At 75.8% G+C, this 26,286-nt stretch carries 8 protein-coding genes; 3 read left to right on the top strand and 5 right to left on the bottom strand.

Annotated features, from left to right (window positions below):
- Nucleotides 1-10 precede the first annotated feature (10 nt).
- Together PV789_RS26585 and PV789_RS26580 are read right to left on the bottom strand one after the other, a co-directional pair.
- Entirely contained in the window at nucleotides 11-7,774 is a 7,764-nt protein-coding gene (locus PV789_RS26585) for a non-ribosomal peptide synthetase (protein ID WP_274975077.1), read from the bottom strand.
- A 37-nt stretch (nucleotides 7,775-7,811) separates the two neighbouring features.
- A complete protein-coding gene (locus tag PV789_RS26580; protein ID WP_274975076.1) occupies nucleotides 7,812-9,161 on the bottom strand; it encodes a serine hydrolase domain-containing protein in 1,350 nt (449 codons plus the stop codon).
- A 1,183-nt stretch (nucleotides 9,162-10,344) separates the two neighbouring features.
- Between PV789_RS26580 and PV789_RS26575 the strand changes: the two genes are divergently transcribed.
- Nucleotides 10,345-19,782 (top strand): non-ribosomal peptide synthetase, encoded by a 9,438-nt coding sequence (locus tag PV789_RS26575; RefSeq protein ID WP_274975075.1) that lies wholly within the window; start codon nucleotides 10,345-10,347, stop codon nucleotides 19,780-19,782.
- Nucleotides 19,783-20,022: 240 nt separating this feature from the next.
- On the opposite strand, the gene PV789_RS26570 is transcribed toward PV789_RS26575, so the two are convergent.
- Together PV789_RS26570 and PV789_RS26565 are read right to left on the bottom strand one after the other, a co-directional pair.
- Complete coding sequence (locus PV789_RS26570) at nucleotides 20,023-21,399, bottom strand: YcaO-like family protein (RefSeq protein WP_274975074.1); 1,377 nt, start codon at nucleotides 21,397-21,399, stop codon at nucleotides 20,023-20,025.
- A 351-nt stretch (nucleotides 21,400-21,750) separates the two neighbouring features.
- On the bottom strand, nucleotides 21,751-22,314 hold the full coding sequence (locus tag PV789_RS26565; RefSeq protein ID WP_212642486.1) for a TetR/AcrR family transcriptional regulator: 564 nt from the start codon (nucleotides 22,312-22,314) through the stop codon (nucleotides 21,751-21,753).
- Between the two features lie 137 nt (nucleotides 22,315-22,451).
- On the opposite strand from PV789_RS26565, the gene PV789_RS26560 reads away from it, so the two are divergent.
- Nucleotides 22,452-23,795, top strand: a complete 1,344-nt coding sequence (locus tag PV789_RS26560) for an MFS transporter (protein WP_274975073.1) — start codon at nucleotides 22,452-22,454, stop codon at nucleotides 23,793-23,795.
- Nucleotides 23,796-23,869: 74 nt separating this feature from the next.
- Nucleotides 23,870-24,799, top strand: coding sequence for an SAM-dependent methyltransferase (locus PV789_RS26555; protein WP_274975072.1), 930 nt, complete (start codon nucleotides 23,870-23,872; stop codon nucleotides 24,797-24,799).
- A 117-nt stretch (nucleotides 24,800-24,916) separates the two neighbouring features.
- Here PV789_RS26555 and fdhA read toward each other — a convergent pair whose 3' ends face one another.
- Nucleotides 24,917-26,137: a formaldehyde dehydrogenase, glutathione-independent gene (fdhA, locus tag PV789_RS26550; protein WP_212642489.1), complete on the bottom strand. Its 1,221-nt coding sequence runs from the start codon at nucleotides 26,135-26,137 to the stop codon at nucleotides 24,917-24,919.
- Between the last annotated feature and the right edge of the window lie 149 nt (nucleotides 26,138-26,286).

Genomic DNA, 26,286 nt, shown 5'->3' with positions numbered 1-26,286 from the left:
CGCGGCACGGTCAGCGCGCCCGGCGGTTCCGGGCCCGCCCGCGCCCGGCCTCGCGCACGAGGCCGCGCAGCCGTTCGGCGTACTCGTCGGCCAGGGCCCGCACCGTCTCGGGGCGGTGCCGGTTGGCCGAGTAGGTCCAGGAGAACTCCAGCCGTCCACCGGTGACGCCGCCGGTCACGTCGAGCAGGCCGGTGCGCTCCTCCTGCGGGGCGTGGTCGCACGGCGGCAGGGGCAGCAGGCGCCCCACCGGCCCGCCGTCCTGGTCGCCGAACCGCCCCAGGTAGTTGAAGGCCACCTGGGGTTCGGGCATCGCGGCCAGCGGGGCCGGAACCCGGTCGCCGCCCAGCTCGCGCAGCGCCCCGAACCCGATCGCCTCCGGCGCGGCCCGCCGCTGGGCCCGGGCGGCGGCCACCGCCTCGGCCGTGCCGGTGCCCGGGGGGACCTCCAGCAGCACCGGGTGGATGGCGGTGAACCAGCCCACCGTGCGGGACAGGTCCACGTCGTCGAACAGGTCCTCGCGGCCGTGGCCCTCCTTGGCCACCAGCAGGCGGGGGTCGCCGCTCCAGTCGGTCAGCACCCGGCCCAGCGCGCCGAGCAGCACGTCGTCGATGCTGCTGCGCAGCGTGCCGGGCACCCGGCGCAGCAGCGCCTCGGTCTCCTCCGCCGACAGGGCGGCCGTGACGATCCGCTGGGAGGCCACGTCGTTGGGGCCCGAGTCCAGTTCGACCGGCAGGCGGGCGTCCGCGGCCCGGGACGCGAGGTCGGCCCAGTACCCGGCGTCCCCGTCGAAGGCCCCCCGGGCGGTGTGCTCTCCGAGGCGGCGCGCCCACTCGGGGAAGGGGGTGGTGGGCGCGCCCGGGTCCACCGCCTCCCCGCGCTCCAGCTGCCCGTAGGCGGTGGCCAGGTCCTCCAGCAGCACCCGCCAGGACACGGCGTCGACCACCAGGTGGTGCGCCGACAACAGCACCCGCGGCGCCCGGCGCCCGCCCCGGTCGAACACCACCGCCTCGAACAGGGGCCCCTCCGCGAGCCGCTTGGCGGGGCGCTCGCGCAGGGCCTCGCGCTCCACCGCTCGCTCCAGCTCGTCGTCGCCGCCGTCCACGCGCACCACCCGGGCGCCGGGCGCCGCGTCGGCGTCCAGGTGCCCGCGCGGGCCGTCCGCAGTGCCGGTGACCCGCAGCCGCAGCATGTCGTGGTGGGCGGGCAGGCTGTCGGCGGCCCGCGCCCACAGCCGGGGGTCGGTGCCCTCGGTCGCCTCGAACAGCAGCGACATGTCGAAGTGCTCGGGGCGGCGCGTGCGGGTGCGCAGGAACCAGCGCTCCACCGGGGTGGGCGGGACGGTCCCGGTGACCGGCACCCGCCCGGCGGGGCCGTCCGCGGCCCCGCCCCGCTCGGCCGCGGCGGCCAGGTCGGCGACCGTCTGGTGCAGGAAGGCGTCGCGCGTGGTGATGTTCCATCCGGCCTCGCGCACCCGCGAGACCATCTGGATGCTCAGGATCGAGTCGCCGCCCAACGAGAAGAAGTTGTCGTGGCGGCCCACCTCCGCGACCCGCAGCAGCTCCGCCCAGATGCCGGCGAGCGCCCGCTCGGCGTCGCCGCGCGGGGCCGCGTCCGGGGCGGTGCGCTCCCCGGACTCGGCGGGTTCGGGCAGGGCGGCCCGGTCCACCTTGCCGTTGGCGTTGAGGGGGATGGCGTCCAGGAACACCACGGCGCCCGGGACCATGTAGTCGGGCAGGGTCCGGCGCAGCCGCTCGCGCACGTCCGGCAGGTCCGCGTCCGCTCCCGGAGCGCGGACCGCGTAGGCGACCAGGCCGCGCGCGCCCGAGGCGGAGCGGTGCACCTGGACGGTGGCCTGTGCCACGTCGGGCAGGCGCAGCAGGGCCGCCTCCACCTCCCCGGGTTCGATGCGAAAGCCCCGCAGTTTGACCTGGGAGTCGGCGCGGCCGGTGTACTCCAGCTCGCCGGAGTTGTTCCAGCGCACGAGGTCGCCGGTGCGGTAGAGCCTCCCGCCGTCGCCGAAGGGGTCGGCCACGTAGCGTTCGGCGGTCAGCCCGGGGCGGCCGTGGTAGCCGCGGGTGGCCCGGCCGCCCACGTACAGCTCGCCGATGGCGCTCACCGGGACCGGCCGCAGCCGCTCGTCCAGCACGTGCAGCCGGGTGCCGTCCAGGGGGCGGCCGATCGGCACCGGTTCGGGCGTTGCGCCCTCCCGGGGCAGCGCGTGGTGGGCGGCGAAGGTGGTGGTCTCGGTGGGCCCGTAGCCGTTGGCCACGGTCGTGTCCGGGCAGGCGCGGCGCACCCGCTCCACCGCGTGCGGGCTGGCCGCCTCGCCCCCGGTGATGACCTGCTCCATCCCGGTGAAGCAGGAGGGGTCCTGCGCGGCGTAGAGGTTGAACAGCGCCGCGGTGACGAAGGTGGCGCTGACCCGGTGCTCCGACACCAGGGCGGCGAAGCCGTCCGCGTCCAGCCGCCCCGGCGGGGCCACCACGACGGTGCCGCCGGTCAGCAGCGCCGCCCAGATCTCGTAGGTGGCGGCGTCGAAGGCGTGCGAGGAGTGGAAGAGCGTGCGCCGGGCGTGCCCGCCGGACCAGCGGCGGTCCGCGGCCAGGCGCACCACGTCGGCGTGGGTCACCGCCACGCCCTTGGGCGTGCCGCTGGAACCGGAGGTGTACATGACGTAGGCGAGTTGGTCGGGGTGGGAGCCGTCCAGCCCCCGCGCCCCGGCCTCCGCGGCCGGTGCGGTGTCGGCGGCGTCGACCAGCACCGCCGTGCAGGTCGGCGGCACCCGGTCGGCGGAGGCGGCGTCGGTGAGCACGCAGGGCGCCCCCGTCTCGGCGACCAGCAGGCGGACGCGTTCGGCCGGGTCGTCGGCGTGCACGGGGACGTAGGCGCCCCCGGCGCGCAGCACCGCGAGCATCGCGGTGACCACGTGCGGCCCCCGCTCCAGCAGCAGGGGAACGGGAGTCTCGGGCCCCACCCCCAGCGAGCGCAGCCGCACCGCCAGGGCGGCCGAGGCGCGGTCCAGTTCGGCGTAGGTCACCGCGACGCCGGGGCCGGACAGGGCCGGGTGGTCGGGGTTCTCGCGGGCCCGCTCGCCGAACAGGCCGGGCACCGAGGCCGGGGGGTGGCCGGGCGCGCCCGTGCCCCAGGACCGCAGGGCCCCGGCCTCCTCCGGGGCGGGCGCGGGGGCCAGGGAGCGCACGGGCGCCCCGGGCGCGCGCGAGATCAGGTCGAGGACGGCGGTCAGGTGGTGGGCGATCCGGTCGGCGGTGCGGGCGTCGAACAGGTCGGTGTCGTACTCCACCGCGCCCAGCAGCCGCCCGTCCTCCTCCGCGAACTCCACCGTCAGGTCGAACTGGGTGTGCCGGTGGGCGACGTCGTGCGGGCGCGCGTCGAGCCCGCTGACCCGCCAGGGGGCGCCCGGCGTGTTGCGCAGGGTGACCAGCGCCTGGACCAGGGTGGGACGGGAGGGGTCGCGTTCCTGCCCGGTCGCGTCCACGACGCTGTCGAAGGGCACCTCGCCGTGCTCGAACGCGGCCAGGACGGTCTCGCGCACGTCGGCGAGCAGCGAGGCCGCGCTCGCGTCGGGGTCCAGCCGCAGCCGCAGGGCCACGGTGTCGACGAAGAACCCGACCGTGTTCTCCAGGGCCGCGTCGTCGCGCCCGGAGGTCACCGTGCCCAGTACGAGGTCGCGCTGGCCGCTGTGGCGCGACAGCGTCACGGCGGTGGCGGCGGCCAGCACCATGAACAGGGTCAGGCCGTGTTCGGACTCCAGCGCGCGGACGCCCTCGCGCACCCGCGCGGGGACCTCGAAGGCGCGCGCGGCGCCGAGGCCGCGCCGCCGGGCGGGCCGGGGCCGGTCGGTCGGCATCGCCAGGGGTTCCACCCCGGCGAGCTGGTCGCGCCAGTACCGCAGGTGCTCCTCGAAGGCGCCCGAGCGGGCCCGCTCCTCCTGCCACACGGCCACGTCGGTGGCGCGCAGGCCCACCGGCTCCAGGCCCGCGGCGCCGGGCAGCGCGTCGGCGGGTGCGCCGGGCCGTTCGCGGGCGGCCTCGTAGAGCGCGCCCAGCTCCCCGACGAGCACCGACATCGACCAGGCGTCGGTGACGATGTGGTGCATGGTGATGGAGAGGACGTGGTCGCCCTCGTCTACGCGCACCAGCAGGACCCGGGTCAGGGGCCCCCGGGCCAAGTCGAAGGGGCGCGCGGCGAACTCCTCCAGCAGCGCGTCCAGCCGCTCCTCGCGTCCGGCGCCGGACGGGCCGTTCAGCCCGGCCCCCTCCACGGGCAGGCGGTCCAGCTCGACCGTCTCCACGGGCAGGCCGGAATCGGGGAGCACGACCTGGTGCGGCGTGCCGTCCCGGGAGGGGAAGACCGTGCGCAGCGCCTCGTGGCGCGCGGACAGGGCGTGCAGGGCCCGCTCCAGCGCCGCGGTGTCCAGCTCGCCGGACAGGCGCAGCGCGCCGCCGGAGTTGTACCCGGACCCGCCGGGCGAGTACTGGTCAAGGAACCACATGCGGCGCTGGGCGGAGGACAGGGGCGCCGGGCCCTCGTGCTCCGTCCGCGCGGGCGCGTCGCGGCGGTCGCCGGAGCCGTCGTAGAGCTCGGCCAGCGCCGCGATGGTCGGCCGCTCGAACAGCGCGCGCAGCGGGGGCCGGAAACCGAGCGGCTCGGCGGCGCGGGCGAGCACGCGCACGCCGGTGACGGAGTCGCCGCCCACGCGGAAGAAGTCGTCGTGCACGCCGACGCGCTCCAGGCCCAGCAGGGAGCACCAGACCCGGGCCAGCTCCCGCTCCGCGCGGTTGCGCGGGGCCGTGTGCCCGGCGCCGGAGCGCGCGGCCCAGTCCACGGCGGGCAGGGCGCGCCGGTCGGTCTTGCCGTTGGCGGTGACCGGGACGCGGTCCAGTACGACGAAGGCCGCCGGGACCATGTAGGCGGGGAGTACGCGGGCGGCCCGTTCCAGGTCGGCGGGGGTCGGGGCGTGCCCGGGGGAGGGGACGGCGTAGGCGACCAGGCGGCGCGAGGCGCCGGTGCCGTCGACCACGACCACGGCCCGCCCGACCCCGGGCAGGCGGGTGAGGGCGTGCTCGACCTCGCCCGGCTCCACGCGGTGGCCGCGGATCTTGACCTGGTCGTCGGTGCGGCCGAGGAACTCCAGCCGCCCGCCGACGCGGCGGACCAGGTCGCCGGAGCGGTACATGCGCCCGCCCCCGCCGTCCGGGTCGGCGACGAAGCGCGCGGCGGTGGTGCCGGGCAGGTTGAGGTAGCCGTGCGCCAGCCCGTCGCCGCTGATGTAGAGCTCGCCGGGGACGCCGTCGGGCACCGGGCGCAGCCAGCGGTCCAGGACCCGTACGCGGGTGCCCGTCGCGGGGTCGCCCAGGGGAGGACTGCCGCCGTCCGACAGCGGCGCGCTGAGGGTGGTGCACACGGTGGACTCGGTGGGGCCGTAGCCGTTGTACACGGCCCGGTCGGCGCGGAAGCGGGCGATCTGCTCGCCGGGGCTGGCCTCGCCCGCCAGGAGCAGGTGCTCCACCGGGCCCAGTTCGTCGGGGGACAGGCCGGGCAGCAGCGCGGGCGGCAGGGTCACGTGGGTGACGCGGTGCTCGCGCAGGGCGCGGGGCAGGCCCTCGCCCGCCAGGGAGGGGCGCGGCAGCAGCACGGCGGCCGCGCCGTTGAGCAGCGCCACCACCAGTTCGGCGATGGCCGCGTCGAAGCTGGGGGAGGCGAACTGGAGCATGCGCGAGCCGGGGCGCACGCTCATGCGCTCGCCCTGGAAGGCGGCCAGGGCGGCCAGGCCGCGGTGCGCCACCAGGACGCCCTTGGGCCTTCCGGTGGAGCCGGAGGTGTAGATGAGGTAGGCGGGGTCCTCGGGGAGGACGCGTTCGCGCAGCGGCTCCGCGCGGGCCAGGTCGGGATCGGCCGCGTCCACCAGCGGGCCGCTTCCGGGCAGGCGGCGGGCGCCCGCGCTGTCGGCGACCACCGCGCGCGGCTCGGCGTCGTCGAGGATCGCGGCCAGCCGCTCCTTGGGGTACTCCGGGTCCAGGGGGACGTAGACCGCCCCCGCGTACACCACGCCCAGCAGGGCCTCGGCCTGGGCCGGTCCGCGCTCCACGCACACGCCGACGCGGTCGCCCCGCGCCACGCCGAGTTCGCGCAGCCGCCGGGCCAGGCGCGCGGCCCGGTCGTCGGCCTCGGCGAAGGAGACGGTGCGGTCCGCGCCGACGAGTGCGGGGTCGTCGGGGCGCAGGCGCGCCTGCTCGGCGAACAGTTCGGGCAGGCTGCGCGGCCGGGGTCCGGGCTTCCCGGTCCAGGAGCGCTCCAGCTCCCGGGTCCGCTCGGGGCCGACCAGCGCCACGGCGCGCAGCGGCCGGGGGTCCTCGGCGTTCTCCAGCACCCGCACCAGGTCCCGGACCAGGCGCTCCACGGTGGCGCGGTCGAACAGCGCGGTGTCGAACTCGGCCGAACCGGCGACGCCGCCGGGCCCGGGGCGGAACTCCAGGGTCAGATCGAAGACCGACTGGCCGCGCCGCACCGGCACGGGCTCGGCCTCCAGGCCGCCCAGTCCCGCCTCGGGCCCCTGGGCGCTCTGGAAGACCACGGCGGCCTGCACCAGCGGCGGCACGGCGGGGTCGCGTTCGGTCAGGACGGCGTCCACGACCGTGTCGAAGGGGACCTCACCGTGGTCGAGGTCGGCGAGGAACCCGGCGCGCGTCCGGTCCAGCAGCGCGCCGAAGGACAGCTCCTCGTCCACGTGCTGGCGCACGGCCAGGGTGTTGACGAAGAAGCCCGCCGTCGCGTGCAGCCGCCGGTCCTCGCGGCCGGAGGCGACGGTGCCCAGCACCACGTCGGGGTTGCGGCTCCAGCGGGCCGCGGTCACCTGGGCCGCGGCCAGCAGCACCGTGGACAGGTGGGTGTCGTGGTCGGCGGCCAGGCGTTCGAGGCGCTCCGTCAGCGGTGCGGGCAGCGCGAAGGGCAGGGTGTCGCCCGTCCCCTCGCGCACGGCCGGGCGCGGCCGGTCGGTGGGCAGTTCGAGCACGGGCGGGTCGGCGAGCCTGCGGCGCCAGTGCTCCAGGGAGCGGTCCAGGGCGGGACCGTCCAGGCGCGTGCGCTGCCACGCGGCGTAGTCGGCGTACTGGAGGGGCGGCGCGCCCAGCTCCCCGGCCAGGGAGTCCGGCGTGCGCCCGGGGTCGGCGGTGGCGGCGCGGTAGAGGGTGTCCAGTTCGGTGCGCAGCAGGTCCAGGGACCAGCCGTCGGTGACGATGTGGTGCAGGCACAGCACCAGCATGTGGACTCCGGGCCCCTCGGCCAGCAGCCGGGCCCGCATCAGGGGGCCGCGCTCCAGGTCGAAGGGCAGGGCGTACTCGCGGGCCGCCAGTTCGGCTGCCTCCTCGCGGCTCCCGGCGGCGGTCACCGGCAGGTCCACCTCGCGGGGGGCGCCGATGACCTGGCGCCCCTCGCCGTCCACCTCGGTGAAGGTCGTGCGCAGGGACTCGTGCCGGTGCACGAGCGCGGTCAGGGAGCGCCGCAGCGCCCCGGCGTCGAGGTCCCCGGTGAGCCGCAGCACCAGGGCGGAGTTGTAGTCGGTGCGGCCGGGAGCCATCTGCTCCAGGACCCACAGCCGCTGCTGGGCGAAGGACAGCGCGGCCGGGCGGTCGCGGGGCACGCACGGGATGTCCTGGCCGTTCCCGCCGCGCGAGCGCAGGCGGCGCAGGACCTCCTCGCGCGCCCTGGCCCGGGCGGCGTCGGTGGTGGGGTCGGCGGTGGCTTCGCTGCTCATGGTGGCTGTGCCGGTCCTCGTCTGCGCAGGGAGTGGATCAGGCGTTGGGGCCCACGGCGAGCCCGCTCAGGCGCAGGGTGCGCCCGTTGTACTGGAGCGCCGTGGCGCGCCGGGGCTCGGCGGGGTCGGCCAGGAAGCGACCGCTGAGCGCGATCCCGCCGTGGCGTTCGGAGACGACGCGGAAGGCGCCGCCCGGCCCGGTGGACAGCGGGCCCTCGAAGCCGTTGGACATGACCAGCCGGTATCCGTCCCTGCCGGGGACGACCTCGGCGGCCAGGCCGCCGTTGCCGTAGCGCCCGGTGACCAGGTCCGGGCCGGGCCCGGTGGCTCCGCCCTCGGCCGCGGCGTCGGGCTGGCGGTAGTGGCCCACGTCCACCCCCAGCTCGCGCAGGCCGCGGACCACGTGCTCCCAGGCGGTCACGCCGGTGGTGGCGTTGGTGGTCAGCGCGACCACGGAGCCGCCCTCGGGGTCCACGCGCAGGTTGCAGGTGGCGCCGTCCAGGGTGCCGTCGTGGCCGTACCACAGGCGGTCCCCGGCCAGGTGCAGCGACCACCCGGCGCCCCAGCCGTCGGCCAGGCCGAAGGGGTCGGCCACGCTCACCGAGCGGCCCATCTCGCGCAGCACGTCCGGGGCGGCGACCTCGCCGTCCAGGGCGGCGTGCTCGGGGTCGAGGAAGGCGCGGCCGAAGGCGGCCAGGGCGGTGGCGCTGGCGGCCAGGCCCCCGGCCGGGGCCAGCGCCGGTTCGATGTGGAAGCCCACCGGGTGGGCCCGGCCCGCGCCGTCGACGGCGTGTCCGGTGACCAGGTCGGCGGTGGGGAAGGGCGGCGGCGCCAGGACCGGCGCCAGCTCCATGCCGGTGGAGCCGCACAGGTGCGACTCCACGGTCTCCCACCAGCTCTGCCCGGTGACGGCCTCCACCAGTCGGCCCGCCACGGCGTAGCCGGTGTTGGAGTAGGAGAACAGCGTGCCCGGCTCGGCGACGCGGTCCTCGGGCGTGAGCGAGGAGACGTAGCGGCGCAGGGAGGGCGCGGGCGCGGTCTCGGAGCGCTCCGAGACCAGACCGGAGGTGTGGCTGAGCAGGTGGCGGGGGGTGGCGCCCCGCAGCGGGTGGTCGGGAGCGGCCCCGCCCAGGTGGTCCAGGACCGGGGAGTCGAGGTCGACGTCGCCGTCCTCCACCAGTTGCATGACCAAGGCGGCGGTGACGGTCTTGGTCACCGAGCCCATCGGGAAGAGCGAGTCGGGCGCCACGGGGCGCCCCGTCTGGGCGTTCTCCACCCCGGTGGCGCAGCTGTGCAGCTCACCGCGGTGGTAGACCGCCAGTTGGGCTCCGGGGACGCCGGCCTGGTGACAGGTCCGGCGGAGCAGGTCGGACAGGGCGTCGCGCACGACGTTCTCCTCGTGGGAGTCGGAGGGCACCCGAAAGGCCGGCGCTCGGGACGGGAGCAGCCGGTCGCTTCGGCGGGGACGGGGCGGTAGACCGCACGTGCCACGGATACTCACATATCGCTTCGAATCTTGGCAAGGGTTTCGGATATGTCGGGAACCAGGTGATGGGGAATACGGTCCGGGCCTTCCAGGAGATTTCCGGGGTGTGAAGACATTCGCCGCGTACTGAGGCCTTCGTGTTTTTCCCGGTGTATCCCCGCCGTTAGCAGGGGGTTCGCCTTCCGGTCGGGACGGTGAAGGCTTGGATGGAAGGGTCGTGACGCGTTGGGGACGTCGGTCGACAACGGCCCGGGTTTACCCGTGTGATTGTGTTCCTTGTCACCCGTTCGTGCTGGTGAAGGGGGGATTGCGGTCAATAGTTCTCCTGTTCGCGTAAGCGCTGTTTTGGTCGATGAAACGGCGGCTTATCTGCGGCGGAGGGGTCGAAGAGATCGTCGGATGAACGCGGTTCGGTCTTTTGCGGAGTAACCCGTGTACTGGGTTCCGGAGTGTGGTAAGGGCCTTGCCGTGGTCATGAGCAGCGGTGATGTGCTCGGCCGGGGCGGGCTCGCCTCAGCGGGGAGGCGTCGGGGTGCGGTCGCCGGGTCCGTGTCGGGGGTGCGGTTTCGGCGGTGGCGTACGTAGGGGGCGTGCGTACGAGCTGACCTGCGGTCGGGGGAAAGATTTCCCTGGTGGCCGCATGTGGACAGGTATTGTCCGATCCTTTACTTTGAGTAATTTAACCACTCCGTACGGTATCTAAACCTTCCGCTCATGCATGGCTTTTGTTCGCTTTGTATGTATTTGTACTGGCGTGATCTGTCGAATAACACTTTTGCTCTATTTTGTCTGCTTTGAGGCCTGAGTATTCCGTGTGGCGCAAGGTGCTCGGTCTTGGGTTGTCTGTCGCCCGAGGGAATATCTGAATGACGGGCTTTTTGGTAAAGTGCCCGGTTGGATAAGGAGATGTGGCAAGCTCTGTCCTCGTGCGACGGTCCGCCGGGAATGGCGGCCCGATTCGCCTCCGTGCCCCTTGCCGCCGAGCGGCCGCGCCGCCGCGGCGACGGAACACCTGTCCCCCGCGCCGCCCCCCACACACACGCCCTTCCGCCCTTGCCTTCGAACACGCGCCAGGAGCCGTCACGTGCTGTCCTCCCAGGAGTCCACCCGCTTCGCCCCCGACCCCGCGGACACGGCCTCGCCCTCCTCGGTCCCGGAGGCCTTCGCCCGGCAGGCGGCCCGCACCCCCGACGCCCCGGCCCTGCTCGGCGGCTTCCCGGCGGTGACCTACGCCGAGCTCGACGCCCGCTCCGCCGACCTGGCCCGCCTGCTGCTGGCCCGCGGGCTCGCCCCCGAGGGCACGGTCCTGCTCGCCCTGGAGCGGGGGCCGCACGTGGTCACCGCGATGCTCGCGGTGCTGCGCGCCGGGGGCGCCTACGTGCCCGTCCACCCCGACGAGCCCGCCGACCGGGTGCTCGCCGCCGCCGAGCGCACCGGCGCGCACCTGGTGCTCACCGACCGCGTGCTCGGCCCCCGCCTGCCCGCGCGCCTGGGCGGCCTGGCCCGGATTCTCGACCTGGATGCGGAAGACGGTGCGGAGGCCGACGGCACCCCCTCCGACCCGGAGCTGCCCGCCCCGCACCCCCGCGCGCTGGCCTACGTCATGCACACCTCCGGCTCCACCGGGGAGCCCAAGGGCGTGGCGGTCACGCACGCCGACGTGGTCGCGTTGGCTCACGACTCCCGGTGGGGCGGCGGCCGTGACCAGCGGGTGCTGTTCCACTCCTCGCACGCCTTCGACGCCGCCACCTACGAGATCTGGGTACCGCTGCTGCGCGGTGGGGCCGTGGTCGTCGCCCCGCCGCAGCGGCTCACGGTGGAGGAGTTCGGCGCGCTGGCCCGCCGACACCGGATCACCTCGACCTTCGTCACCGCCGCCCTGTTCGACCTGTTCGCCGCCCAGGACCCCTCCTGCTTCGCCCCGCTGCGCGAGGTCATCGCCGGGGGAGAGGCCGTCCCGCCCGGCGCGGTCCGCGCCGTGCTGGACGCCTGCCCCGGCACGGCGGTCGCCAACGGCTACGGGCCCACCGAGACCACCACCTTCGCCACGCACTTCGCCGTGGACCGCGACCGGCCCCCGCTGCTGTCGGTGCCCGTCGGCACGCCCCTGGACGGCATGTTCGCCCGGGTGCTCGACGACCGGCTGGCCCCGGTCGATCCGGGCCAGGTGGGTGAGCTGTACGTGGGCGGGGCCGGGGTGGCCCGCGGCTACCTGGGGAGGCCGGGGCTGACCGCCGAGCGCTTCGTGGCCGACCCCCTCGGCGGCGGCGAACGGCTCTACCGCACCGGCGACCTGGTGCGCCGCAACGCCGACGACCTGCTGGAGTACGTCGGCCGCGCCGACTCCCAGGTCAAGATCCGGGGCTTTCGGATCGAACCCGGCGAGATCGAGGCCGCCCTGCTCGACCAGGACGGCGTCTCCCAGGCCCTGGTCACCGTCCGCGAGGACGCCCCGGGCGCGCGCGTCCTGGTCGGCTACGTCGTCGGGACCGCCGACACCGGTGTCCTGCGCGAACGCCTGGCCGACCGCCTGCCCGGCTACATGGTGCCCGCCGCCGTCGTGGCCCTGGACGCGCTGCCCCTGACCGCCAACGGCAAGGTCGACCACCGCGCCCTGCCCGCGCCCGCCGTCCGCTCCGCCGCCGACCACGTCGAGCCGCGCGGGGAAGCCGAGCGCGCCGCGGCCGAGGAGTTCGCCGCGGCCCTGGGCCTGGAGCGGGTCGGCGCCCGCGACGACTTCTTCGCCCTGGGCGGCGACTCCATCCTCGCCGCCCGCGTGGCCTGGCGCCTGGGCGAGCGCCTGGGCACCGGCCTCGACCCGCGCGCGCTGTTCCGCCACCCCACCCCCGAGGGCATCGCCGCGGCCGGGGACGCCGGGCGCCGCGAGGAACCCATCGCCCCTGCCGGGCGCGGCCGGCCGCTGCCGCTGTCGGCGGCCCAGCGCCGCCTGTGGTTCCTGCACCAGCTCGACGGCGACAGCGCCGAGTACCACACCGGAAGCGCCTTCCGCCTGCGCGGACCGCTCGACGTGCCCGCGCTCCGCCGCGCCCTGGAACTGCTCCAGCGGCGCCACGAGGCCCTGCGCACCACCTACGACACCGTCGACGGCGAACCCGTCCAGCACGTGCGCGAACCCCGCGCCGACCTGCTCACCGTGCGCGAGATCCCCTCCGCCGACCCGGCCGACCGGGAGCGGGAGCTGCACCGGCACCTGCTGCGCGAGGTGGACACCCCCTTCGACCTCGTGGCGGGGCCGCCCACCCGCGCCCTGCTGCTGCGCCTGGACGAGCGGGACCACGTCCTGGTCCTGAGCACCCACCACATCGCCTGTGACGGCTGGTCGGTCGACCTGCTCCACCGCGACCTCGCCGCCTACTACCGCGCCGTGCGCGGCGCGGAGCCCGACACCCGCGCGCAGGCCGACTACGCCGACTTCGCCGTCTGGGAGCAGGGCCGCTGGGAGGGGCCCGAGGCCCGGCGCCGCCTGGAGTACTGGGCGCGCACCCTGGAGGACGTGCCCCCGCTGGCAGTGCCCACCGACCGCCCTCGCCCCGCCCGGCGCACCACCGCCGGGGCTGTCCATCGAACCCGCCTGACCCCCGACCAGCTCCGGGGGCTGCGCGCGTTGGGCGGGGCGAGCGGCGCCACACTCTTCGCGACCCTGGCCGCCCTGACCCAGGCCGTGCTCTCGGCCGCGTCGGGTTCGGCCGACGTCGCCCTGGGCGCGGCCTCCGCCGGACGCGACCACCCCCAGCTTGAGGACGTGGTCGGCTTCTTCGTCAACCCGGTCGTGCTCCGCTCGCGCCTGCGCCCGGGCACCACCGCGGCCGAGTTCGTCGGACAGGTGCGCGCCGAGGCCGACGCCGCACTCGCCCACGAGATGCCCTTCGACCGGGTCGTCGACGCCCTGGTCACCGAGCGCGACCCCTCCCGAGGCCCCCTGTTCCAGGCGCTGATGGTCCTCCAGAACGCCCACACCGGCGGTCTGGAACTGGAGGGTCTGCGCGCGGAGGAGGTCGACCTGCCGCGCACCGCCGCCCTGGCCGACCTGGTCTTCGAGTATGCCGAACGCGACGGCGCCCTGCGCCTGTCGGTGGAGTACAACACCGACCTGTACGACGCCGGACGCGTGGCGGCCCTGGCCGACGCCCTGTCCCGGCTGGCCGACGCCGTCGTCGCCGACCCCGGCCTGGACCTGGCCGCCCTGGACCTGCGGCCCGGGGCCGAACGCGCCCTCCTGGACTCCTGGGAGCACGCACCCGCCCGGGGCGAGCCCGCCTCCGTGACCGCGGCGTTCGCCGAGCAGGCCGCCCGCACCCCCCGCGCCCCGGCCCTGGTCGGAGACTTCCCTGCGCTGACCTACGCCGAACTCGACGCCCGCTCCGCCGACCTGGCCCGCCTGCTGAGGGCCTGGGGGGTGGGCACGGAGGACGCCGTGCCGCTGCTGCTGGAGCGGGGGCCGCACGTGGTAACCGCGATGCTCGCGGTGCTGCGCGCCGGAGGCGCCTACGTCCCCGTCCATCCGGACGACCCGGCCGAACGCGTGGCCTGGACACTCGCCCGCACCGGCGCGCGCGTCATCGTCACCGACACCGCCTCGCGCTCCCGCATGCCCGAGGGCACCGACGCGCGCGTGCTGGTCCTGGACGGGCACGGCCCCTACCCGACCGTGCGGACCGAGGCCCCCCTGCCCGGGGCCGACCCGCGCGCGCTGGCCTACGTCATGCACACCTCCGGTTCCACCGGCGAGCCCAAGGGCGTGGCGGTCACGCACGCCGACGTGGTGGCCCTGGCTCGCGACTCCCGATGGGGCGGGGGCCGCGACGAGCGCGTGCTGTTCCACTCCTCGCACGCCTTCGACGCCGCCACCTACGAGATCTGGACGCCGCTGCTGCGAGGCGGGTCCGTGGTCGTCGCGCCGCCCGGGCGCATGAGCGCCGAGGAGTTCGGCGCGCTGGCCCGCCGACACCGGATCACCTCGACCTTCGTCACCGCCGCGCTGTTCAACCTCTACGCCGCCCAGGACCCCGCCTGCTTCGCCCCGCTGCGCGAGGTCATCACGGGGGGCGAGGCCGCCAGCCCCGCGAGCGTGCACCGGGTGCTGCGGGCCTGCCCCGGCACCGCGGTCGCCAACGGCTACGGGCCCACCGAGACCACCACCTTCGCCGCCCACCACCCCGCCGCGCGCACCGGCGAACCGGTGCGCACCGTGCCGATCGGCACGCCCCTGGACGGCATGCGCGTGCGGGTGCTCGACACCCTCCTGCGCCCGGTGCCCCCGGGCGCGGTCGGGGAGCTGTACGTGGGCGGGGCCGGAGTGGCCCGCGGCTACCTGGGCCGCCCGGGGCTGACCGCCGAACGCTTCGTGGCCGACCCCTTCGGCGACGGCGAACGGCTCTACCGCACCGGCGACCTCGTGCTGTGGAACGGCTCCGGGGAGCTGGAGTACGTCGGCCGCGCCGACTCCCAGGTCAAGATCCGGGGCTTCCGGATCGAACCCGGCGAGGTCGAGGCCGCCCTGCTCGCCCTGGACGGCGTCGCCGAGGCCGTCGCCCTCGTACGCGCCGCACCCGGCGGCGGGCGCAGGCTCCTCGCCTACGCCGTGCCCTCGAACGGGGAGGCGGACGAGGAGACCGCCGAGGAGTGGCGCCGCGCCCTGGCCCGCGTCCTGCCCGGCTACATGGTCCCCGCCGCCGTCGTGGCCCTGGACGCGCTGCCCCTGACCGCCAACGGCAAGGTCGACCGCCGCGCTCTGCCCGACCCCGGGCACGGCGGGGAGCACACCGCACCCCGCACCGACACCGAACACGTCCTGGCCGAGGTGTTCGCCTCCGTCCTGGCCGTGGAGCGCGTGGGCGTCCACGACGACTTCTTCGCCCTGGGCGGCGACTCCATCCTCAGCATCCAGATGGTCTCCCGGGCCCGCCGTGCCGGTGTGGAGCTGAGCAGCCGCGACGTCTTCTCCCATCCCAGCGTCGCCGCCCTGGCCGAGGTGGCGCGGGTGCGGCGGCCCGGCGCGTCCGGCGCCGGTCCGGTGAGCGGCCCGCTCACCGCCACGCCCGTCATGGGCTGGTTCGACCGCACCCACCCGGTGGCCCCCGACCACTTCGCCATGTCGGTGCTGCTCGACCTCGCCGGGCCCCTGGAGCCGCGCGCCCTGCGCACCGCCCTGGCCGCCCTCGCCGACCACCACGACATGCTGCGGCTGCGCCGCGACGGCGACGGCCCGCGCGTTGCCGAACCCGGCACGGCCGCCCCGCCGCTGAGCGTGGTCGACCTGTCCGGACACGGACCCGGGCGGGCCCGCGACCTGGCCGAGGAGAGCATCCGGGCCGCCCACAGCGGCCTCGACCTGGCCCGCGGCCCCGTCCTCGCCGCCGTCCTGCTCGACTCCGGCCCCGAGGGCTCCCGGTTGCTGCTGACCGCCCACCACCTCGTCGTGGACGGGGTGTCCTGGCGGGTGCTGCTGGAGGACCTGGCCACCGCCTACCGCCAGGCCGCCGAGGGCGCGCCCGTGGATCCGGGGCCGCGCACCACGCCCTTCTCGGTGTGGGCCGACCGCCTGGCCCGGCACACCGCCGAGGGGGCCTTCGACGCCGAACTCGACACCTGGGCCGAGGTCGCCGCCACCCGCGCCGAACTGCCCCGCGACCACCCCGGCCGGGGCAACGGCCTGGTTCGCGACCAGGAGGTGGTCACCGCCGGACTGTCCGAGGAGGACACCCGCCGCCTGCTGGCCGAGGCGCCCGCGGCCTTCCGCACCCGCGTCAACGACCTGCTGCTGTCCGCCCTGGGCCGGGTGCTGTGCGAGTGGACCGGCTCCGCGCGCGTGCCCGTGGACCTGGAGGGGCACGGCCGCGAGGACCTGTTCGAGGACCTGGACACCTCGCGCACCGTGGGCTGGTTCACCACGGTGTTCCCCGTCGTGCTCACCGGCGGGCCCGACCGGACCGAGCAGATCCGCGCCACCAAGGAGATGCTGCGCGCGGTCCCCGGCAACGGCCTGGGCTACGGCGCCCTGCGCCACCTGGGCACGCCCGAACAGCGGGCCCGCCTGGAGCGCGACCCCGCGCCCGGAGTGAGCTTCAACTACCTGGGCCGCTTCGACACCGACCCCGGCCGGGGCGCCCTGCACACCGCGATGCGGCTCAACCCCGGCGGCGAGCACTCCCCGGACGAGGAGCGCGCCCACCTGGTCGAGGTGGTGGGCCGCTTCGAGGGCGAACGCCTGGTCTTCGACTGGTACCACGCCACCACCGTCCACGGCACGGCCACCGTGCGCCGCCTCGCCGGGGCCATGGCCGCCGAACTCGCCGCGCTGGTCGAGCACTGCCTGGACCCCGCCCACGGCGGGGCCACCCCCTCCGACTTCCCGCTCGTGCACCTGGAACAGGACGAGGTCGACCGCCTCGTCGGCGACGGCCGCGACGTCCAGGACGTGTGGCCGCTCACCCCGATGCAGCAGGGCATGTTCTTCCACTCCGCCCTGGAACCCGACTCCGGCTCCTACCTGGAGCAGGTGGTCGTGGACCTGGACGGCGTGGACGACCCCGGTGCCCTGGGCCGCGCCTGGCGGCGGGTGGTCGCGGCCACCCCCGTCCTGCGCGCCCGCGTGGCCTGGGAGGGGCTGTCCGAACCGGTCCTGCTCGTGCACCGCGCCGTCCCCGTCGAGGTCGCGCACCTGGACCTGCGCGGCGCGACGGAGGAGAAGCGCGAGCGTGCCCTGGCCGACCACCTGGCCGAGGACGCCGCCCGGGGCGTGGACCCCGTCCGCGACCCGCTCCTGCGGGTGACCCTGCTGCGCACCGGCGAGGTCTCCGTGCGCCTGGTGTGGACCTTCCACCACCTCGTCCTGGACGGGTGGAGCCTGCCCCTGGTCATGGAGGACGTCCTGGCCGCCTACCGGGGCGGGGTCCCGGCCGCGCGCCCCGACTACCGGGAGTACCTGCGCCGCCTGGCCGGACGCGACGCTGAGGAGGGGCACGCCTTCTGGCGGGGCGTGCTGGAGGGAGTCACCGAGCCCACGCCGCTGCCCTACGACCGGCCGCCCGCCGCCCTGCGCGCCGCCCGCTCCAGCGCCCGCAGCGAGGCCGTCCTCGCACCGGAGCGGGCCGGTGCCGTGCACGCCTTCGCCCGCGCCCACGGCCTGACCGTCAACGCCGTGGTCCAGGGCGCGTGGGCCCTGCTCCTGTCCGCGTACTCGGGGCGGGCCGACGTGGTCTTCGGTGCCACCACCTCGGGACGCCCCGACGACATGCCCGGGGTGGAGGCCGCGGTGGGCCTGTTCATCAACACCCTGCCGGTGCGCGTGGCCGTCGACCCCGCCGAGCCCGTGGCCCGGTGGCTGCGCCGCCTCCAGGAGGACCAGGCGCGCTCGCGGGCCCAGGACCACCTGTCGCTGGCGCGCGTGCAGGCCGAGGCGGGCCTGCCCGGGGACACCCCGCTCTTCGACAGCGTCGTGGTGTTCGAGAACTACCCCGTGGACGAGGCCGCGGCCGCCGAACACGGGCTGCGGGTCCGGTTCGTCAACGCGGTGGAGGCCACCAACTACCCGCTCGCGCTGAGCGCCTACGCCTCCGACGGGCTGCGCCTGGTCTTGGGGCACGATCCGGCGTGCTTCGACGCCGAGACCGCGGACCGCCTGCTGGGCGACCTGGAGCGCATCCTGGTCTCGCTCACCGAGGACCCCGAACGCCCCCTGGGCAGGGTGGCCGGGGCCGACCCGGCCCGGTCCCTGGCCCTGGCCGACGGCGGGGGAGAGGAGCCGCCCGCCGCCACCGTCACCGCGCTGTTCGCAGAGCGGGCCGCCCGCCACCCCGAGGCGACCGCCCTGGTCGGCGCGGACGGCGAGTGGACCTACGCCGAACTGGACGCCGAGGCCGACCGGATCGCCGACCGCCTGGCCGCGCTGGGCGTGGGCGCGGAGTCCCGGGTGCTGCTGCTCATGCCGCGTTCGCCGCGGGTGGTGGCCGCCATGCTCGGCGTCCTGCGCACGGGGGCCGCCTACGCGCCGCTGCACGAGACCGTTCCGGCGGAGCGGGTCGCCTCCCTGGCCCGCGCGCTGGGCGCGCGCGTGGCCGTGGCCGACCCCGGCACGGCCGAACGCTGCGCGGATGTGGAGGCGGTGGTGGGCTACGCCGCCGACGGCACACTGTCCGGGGCGGGCGAGGGCACGCAGACCTCGGTCCGCCGGGGCCCGGTGCACGGGCACACCGCCGCCTACGTCATGTTCACCTCGGGCTCCACGGGCACGCCCAAGGGCGTGGTGGTCGACCACCGGGCCGTGGTCGCCCTCAGCGCCGACTCCCGCTGGCGCGAGGGCCACGACAGGGTTCTGTTCCACTCCCCGCACGCCTTCGACGCCGCCACCTACGAGGTCTGGGTGCCGCTGCTCAACGGCGGAACCGCGGTGGTGGCCGACGGGCCGGTCTCCGCCGACGCCCTGCGCGAGCACACCGCCCGGCACGGGGTCAGCGCGGTCTTCCTCACCACCGCCCTGTTCAACCTCTTCGCCCAGCAGGACCCCGAGTGCTTCGCGGGGCTGCGCGAGCTGTGGACCGGCGGGGAGGCCGCCGACCCGGCCTCCCTCGCCCGCGTGCGCCGGACGTGCCCCGGCACCGAGCTGGTGCACGTGTACGGGCCCACCGAGGCCACCACCTTCGCCACGTGCACCCCGCTGAGCGCGGAGGAGGCCGACGCCGGGCACTGCCCGATCGGCCGCCCCATGGACGCCACCGGTGCCCACGTCCTGGACGGCGCCCTGCGCCCGGTCCCGCCCGGCGCGGTGGGCGAGCTGTACCTGTCCGGGCCGGGGACGGCGCGCGGCTACGACGGCCAGCCCGGCCTGACCGCAGAGCGCTTCGTGGCCGACCCCTTCGGCGACGGCGGGCGGCTGTACCGCACCGGCGACCTGGTGCGTTGGTCCGCCGAGGGGCGCCTGGTCTTCGTGGGCCGCGCGGACGGCCAGGTGAAGCTGCGCGGGTTCCGCATCGAGATGGGGGAGGTGGAGGCCGCCCTGCTGCGCGGGCCCGGGGTCGCCCAGGCCGTGGTTCTGGTGGCCGATGCGCCCACCGGCGGACGCCAGCTCGTCGCCTACGTCACCGGAGGGGAGGTGGACGCGGAGCTGGTGCGCGAGCGCCTGTCCCGCGAGCTGCCCGCCTACATGGTGCCCGCGGCCGTCACCGTGCTGGAGGCGCTGCCGCTCAACGCCAACGGCAAGGTGGACCGCGCCCGCCTGCCCGAACCCGCCTGGGCACGCGCCGCCGCGCCCGTCCACGTCGAGCCGAGCACCCCCACCGAGGAGGCTGTGGCCGAGGTGTGGGGGCGCACCCTGGGGCTGGAGCACATCGGCCGCGACGACAACTTCTTCGACATCGGCGGGGACTCGGTGCGCAGCCTCCAGGTGGTGCGCGAGGTCGAACGCCTGCTGGACGTCACGGTGCCCACCCGGCTGCTGTTCGACCACCAGACGGTGCGCGCCTACGCCGAGGCGGTGGAGGACGTGCTGCTGGAACAGATGTGACGCGGGACCCGGGCGCCGCCGACCGGCGGCGCCCGGGGATGTTCAGCGCGCGGAGCCGCCCCGGCGTCCGTGACCTTGGCGCCGGGGAGGCGCCCCGATGCGCGGTGGACGGTCCGGGGGCGGACGGCCCCGGACCCGGGCGGCCTCAGCGGTCGCGGAACGCGTGCCCTGGAGCACACGGCAAACCCGGTATGCGCAGGGCGTTCCGACGTGGGGAGGAGAGGAGACGCCCGGGTCGTCTCAGCGGGCGCGGAGTGCCCGGCCCCGCGTTCCGGGCAGGGCCACGTGCCCCTTGGTGACGAGGTGGAACCGCTCCAGGCCGGGGCACTGCACCTGCACCACGACGGTGCCGTGCTCCAACTCCCGCAGCGGGTGCGCCGCGACGCGGTGCCCGGCCGCCGTCAGCCGTTCCACGACGGCGGCCCGCTGGAGGGGCACGCCGGTGCCGGGCGGCACGGTCTCGGGCGGCACCGCGCCCGGCGGCGCCTCGTCGATCCGGTCGGCGAAGTCCAGCATGGCGCAGGCCAGGAGACGGGGGTGTCCGGCGAGCCTGGCGCCGACCCCGGCCGCGACGTCGTGGTCGGCGACCAGCCGCGCGAACGGCCCCGACGCCTCCGTCGCCGCCGACTGCTCGGCCACGACCCGGGCGAGCAGCTCGCCTTGGACGAACTCGGTGACGGCGCGTTCCGCCGCGAGTTCGCCCGACAGGGAGGCGCCGAGCCCGTAGCGGTGGTCCGGGGCGCCGTCCCGGCGTTCGGGGGCGTAGGCCATGACCACGGGCACGCCGAGGTCGGTGGTCAGGTCGAGCAGGACCACCGGGCCGCCGACGAGGTCGCGGGCGCGGTCCAGGTGGGCGCGCAGGCGGCCGGGCAAGGCCTCGCGGGCCACGCACGCGGGCATGGGGCCGCCGTCGTAGACCGAGCGCAGCAGGAACAGCGAGAACGCGTCGCGCTCCACCCACTCGTTCAGGGCGTGCAGGAGCGCCTCGTCGCGGGTGGCCCCGATCGCGCAGCCGGAGTTGACGCTGTAGGACATCGCCGAGCGGTACTCGGCGGTGTCGCCGAGGGCGCGGCGCACCCGCGCCGCCTCCCCGCCCGGGACCGGGTACCACGGCGCCCACAGGAACACGGGGACGTCGAACGGCGGGCCGCCATCGAGCGCCTCGTGGCGCACGCAGGCCACCCGTGCTTCCCGCTGCGCGGCCACGTCGCGGACCGCCCGGTCGGCGGCGAAGGGGCCCTCGGCCAGTTCCGCGGCCTCCACCAGGCGCACCGGCAGCGTCTCCAGGACGGTGGGGCCGGTGAACGCGTGTTCCAGGGCCTCGAACTGGGCGCCGACGCGTGCGGGAAGGCCGGGGCCCTTGCCAGCGCCGAGTCCGTAGGGGACCTCGGAGCCGTCGGCGTCCCACAGGCCGCACTGGACGGCGGTCGGTTCGCGGTCGTCGAGCGTTCGGTAGCGGGCGCTCCAGCCGAGGGCGCGTACCTCGGCGCGGACCCGCCGCTCCGCCTCGTCCAGGGTGAGTTCGCGCTCGCGGGTTCCGGACCAGCTTCCGGAACCCGGCCCGGGGAGCGGGGAGGTCCGCTCCCCGGACGCGGGGATCCACGCGGATCGCGTCACCGCGCTACTCCGCGGTCTCCTCGTCCAGTTCCTCGACGGCCGGGGCGATCTCGTCCGCGCTGTCCAGCGGGGCGGTCCACTCGTATCCTGCGCAGGCCATGGTGCGGCTCCTCGGCGATAGACACACGGGACGCGCACGGGGTTGTCCGCGCCCCCGTCCTGCCTACCCCGCGAAGTGACGCCTGTCACTCGAAAGCGCCCTTTTCCCGTGAGTTCGTGCGGCTCTCCCGAAACCCGCGGAACGAGCGACCGGAGTACCGGGTCCGCTCACCAGCCCGGTGTGTCCGGGACAGGCGCGGCGCCTCGGGTCCGCTCACCCGTCCGTTTCGCCCGGGGCGGGCGCGGCGCCCCTCAGGAGAGCCGGTCGGCGACGGCGGTCACCGCCGCCAGGACCACCGCGCGGTCCGGTGCGCCCTCGTCGCGCTCGAAGTGGCGGTGCATCGACCACCCCTCGACCAGGGCGTCCAGCGCGCGGCACGCCTCGGGTGGAAAGTGCGCCGACAGGGAGGCGCGGCTGGTGGCCATCCACGCGCGCGCGGCCCGGTGGACCGCCTCGTCGTGGCTGGCGTAGGAGTACATCTCGAAGAGCAGGACGAACTGGTGGGGCGTGGCGTACTCGGGACCGCAGATGAGGTCGACCACGGCCTCGCACGCCTCGTCGCGGTCGCGCGCCGCCGCGAGCCGGTGCGCGTAGTACTCCGACATGGTCCCCGCCAGGTGTGTGAACGCCTGCTCCAGGATCGCGGGCAGGCCGTCGAAGTGGTAGGTGAGCGAGCCCAGGGGCACCGAGGCGCGCTCGGCGATCGCCCGGTGCGTGGTCCTGTGCACACCGCGCTCGGCGATCACCTCCAGGGCCGCGGCGAGGATGCGCTCCTTGCGTCGCGGGTCGTTGGCCACCCGCCTGGTTCCGGCCATGTTCCCCTTCCGCCCGCGGTCCGCTCCGTCCACGACCATTCTGGTGCGCGCCCGCCCCATCCGTGCCCGTGGTGCCCGCGCCCACAAGTGTGTACTTTTGTACACACTACTGACCGCCACTCCACTGGGAGCCCTCCATGGGAACCGCCGTGGGCCGTCGGCGCCTCGCGCTGTGCGTCCTGTTCCTCCTGCCCGGGCTGGGGATCTCGTCCTGGGTCACGCGCACCCCCGCCATCCGCGACGCGCTGGGCGCCTCCACCGCCGAGATGGGGTTCGTCCTGTTCGGCCTCTCGATCGGTTCGATGATCGGCGTCCTCGGCTCGGGCGCGGTCGTCGCCCGCCTGGGCGCACGTCCGGTCGTCGTGGTCGGGACCGTCTCGATGCTGGGGAGCCTGCCCGTCATCGGTCTGGGCGCGGGCCTGTCGACCGCCCTCCTCGTCGCGTTCGGCCTGTTCCTCTTCGGGCTGGGCATGGGCGCCGGGGAGATCGCCATGAACATCGAGGGAGCCGACGTCGAGCGGGTCATGGCCGAGCCGCTGCTGCCGCGCATGCACGGCTTCTTCAGCCTGGGAACCGTCATCGGCGCCCTCGTCGGCATGGCGCTCACCGCGGTCGGGTTCCCCGTGGCGTGGCACCTGGCGGCGATGGGCGTCCTGACCCTGGCGGTCGCGGCGACGCTCTTCGGCTCCCTGCCCCCCGGCACCGGCAGGGCGCTCCCGCGCGCCTCCGGCCAGGAGAACGCGGGCGGCGGACGCGCGCTGTGGAAGGACACCCGCCTGGTGCTGATCGGCCTCATCGTGCTCGCGATGGCCCTGGCCGAGGGCACCGCCAACGACTGGCTCCCGCTGATCATGGTCGACGGCCACGGCTTCGACCCGGCCCTGGGGTCGATGGTCTACGCCGTCTTCGCCGCGTCGATGACGGTCGGGCGCTTTGCCGGGGGCTACTTCCTGGCGCGCTTCGGCAGGGCCCGAGTGCTCGGCGCGAGCGCGCTGGCCGGGGTGGCGGGTATGGGGCTGGTGGCCGGTGCGGACAGCCCGGTCCTTGCGGCGGCGGCCGTGGTCCTGTGGGGGCTGGGCGCCTCGCTGGGCTTCCCCGTGGCGCTGTCGGCGGCCGGGGACTCCGGGCCCGACTCAGCGGCCCGGGTCTCCCTGGTGGCCACGCTCGGATACGTCGCTTTCCTGGTCGGGCCGCCCGTACTCGGCCTGCTGGGGGAGGCGTACGGGCTGCGCGCGGCCCTGGTCGTGCCCCTGCTCTTCGTCGCGTTCGCCGGGTTCCTCAGCCCGGCGGCCCGCCCGCGCCGGGTGGCGGACGCGCGGATCGCCCGGGACGGTGCTGGAGCCGGAGGGGACGGTGCGAGGGCCGAAGGGAGCGGTGCGGGAGCCGATCGCGGCGGCGCGGAGGCCGGGCAGGGCGGTGCGGAGGCCGGGCAGGGCGGTGCGGGGGCCGGGCAGGGCGGTGCGGAGGCCGACCGGGCCTGAGGCGGTTGCCGGAACGGTCGAGCGTGTCACGACCCGGGGGTGCGTCCGGGAGCGGCGGATGGCACACTCACGCCATGGCCGACGCCCCGCCCGGATCCCCCGACCCAGCCGCCCGTGTCGACGCCTGGCTCAACGGAGCCTGGGTCATCGCGGCGCTCGCCGCCGCCGCGGAGGGCGCGCCGCTGTCGCGGGAACACGGCAGGTTGCTGGCCGCCGCGGGGTGCGCGGAGCCCGACGGCGACGGGTGGCGACTGCTCCCGGCCTACCGCGACGTCCTTGCGGGCTCGGCCGGGCCGTCCGCCTTCCCGCGCAGGGTCGCGCGGCAGCTGACCCAGGCCGCCGACGCCGCCCTGGGCGAGCAGGACCGCGCGGAGGAGGATGACGCGGCCTTCCTGGCCGAGGGAGCCGCCTCAGGACGGCGGATGGCGGACTTCCTGAACCTGCTGGAGGCGCGTGTTCCGGGGTTCGGTGACCTCCTCGGCCGGGATGGTCTGCGTTTCCTCGACGTGGGAACCGGGATCGGCGCCATCGCGGCCGCGGTCCTGGAGCGCGTCCCCGGATCCCGCGCGGTCGGGCTCGACGTCCAGCCCCGGGCGCTGCGCCTGGCTGAGCGCCACCTGTCAGAACGCGGGCTGCGCGACCGGGTCGAGCTGCGCCTGCTCGACGTGGCCGAGCTGTCCGAACCCGGGGCCTACGACCTGGCCTGGCTTCCCCTCGCGGCTCTCCCGCCCGACGCCGTCGCGCAGGCGCTGCCGCGCGTGCGCGAGGCCCTGCGTCCCCGTGCCTGGCTGCTCACCGCGACCGTGCTGCGCGACGACCCCGGCGACGCCCCGGACGGCGGGATGCGCGACGCGGTGGTGCGCTGGCGGATGTCCCGCAGCCGGATCACCCCCTGGGGGCCGCGGGAGGCGGCGCGCGAACTGACCGCCGCGGGCTACCGGGACGTGCGGCGGGTGGCCACGTCCGAACCCGCCCTCACCCTGCTTGCCGCCCGCGCGCCCTGAACCGCGAGCCGCACGTGCCCCGCTCGCCGCCCGCGCGCTCTGAACCGCGAGCCCGCCGCCGAGGCTGCCCCACACATGTTCCGCTCGTCGCCCGCGCGCCCTGAGCCTCCCCGTGCCTCAGCCCGTGCCGAGGTAACCGTTCGGGTCGAGCACGTACTTGCTGGCCGCGCCCTCGTCGAAGGCCCGGTACCCCTCGGGCGCCTCCTCCAGCGGGATCGCCACGGCGTTGACGGCCTCGGCGATGCGCACCCGGTCGTGGAGGATCGCCTCCATCAGCTCGCGGTGGTACTTCATGACCGGGCACTGGCCGGTGAAGAAGGCGTGCGACTTCGACCAGCCCAACCCGATCCGGACCGACAGGGAGCCCTCCTTGGCGGCCTCGTCGGACGCGCCGGGGTCGCCGGTCACGTACAGGCCCGGGATCCCGATGGAACCCCCGGCCCTGGTCACGTCCATCGCGGTGTTGAGCACGCTGGCGGGAGCCTCCTTCGAGGCGCCCTCACCCGTCCCGTGCGCCTCGAAGCCGACCGCGTCCACCGCGCAGTCCACCTCGGGGACGCCCAGGATCCGCTCGATCTGCCCGGCGAGGTCCCCCTCGGCCACGTTCACCGTCTCGCACCCGAAGCTGCGGGCCTGCGCCAGCCGCTCCTCCTTCATGTCCGCGACGATCACCACCCCCGCGCCGAGCAGCCGGGCCGACGCGGCTGCGGCCAGCCCGACGGGCCCGGCCCCCGCGACGTAGACGCTCGACCCCACGCCCACGCCCGCGGTGACGCAGCCGTGGTAGCCGGTCGGGAAGATGTCCGAGAGCATCGTCAGGTCCAGGATCTTCTCCATCGCCTGGTCGCGGTCGGGGAACGCGAGGAGGTTCCAGTCCGCGTAGGGCACGAGCGCGTACCTGGCCTGTCCGCCGACCCAGCCGCCCATGTCGACGTAGCCGTAGGCCGAGCCCGGCCGATCCGGGTTCACGTTCAGACAGATCTCCGTGCGCCGGGCCTTGCAGTTGCGGCAGCGTCCGCAGGAGATGTTGAACGGGACCGAGACGAGGTCGCCGACCTTGACGAACTCCACGTCGGGTCCGGTCTCGACCACCTCGCCGGTGATCTCGTGGCCTAGGACCAGCCCCTCCGGCGCGGTGGTGCGCCCCCGGACCATGTGCTGGTCGCTGCCGCAGATGTTGGTGGCGACGACCTTCAGGATCGCCCCGTGCGGCACCTTGCGTCCGACGTTGGCCGGGTTGACCCCGGGGCCGTCCTTGATGACGAACTCGGGGTAGTCGACGTCCTCGACCTCGACCCGGCCCGCGCCCCTGTACACCACACCTCTGTTGCCAGACATGTCCTTCCCACCTCTCCGCCCCCGGGAGGGGGCACTTTCCCCTGTGGTTTCCGGTCGGGGCGGGCGGTAATCCGACACCGGAACCGCTCCCGGACTTCTTTGCCGGATCGGGGCGCGCTGTCAGCGCGGGGGAGGGGCCGTCAGTGGGC

The organism is Nocardiopsis camelliae, from assembly GCF_028993595.1.
Classification (GTDB): Bacteria; Actinomycetota; Actinomycetes; order Streptosporangiales; family Streptosporangiaceae; genus Nocardiopsis; species Nocardiopsis dassonvillei.
Note: the sequence above shows the minus strand (reverse complement) of the source record. Positions and strands in the feature narration are given on the sequence as shown.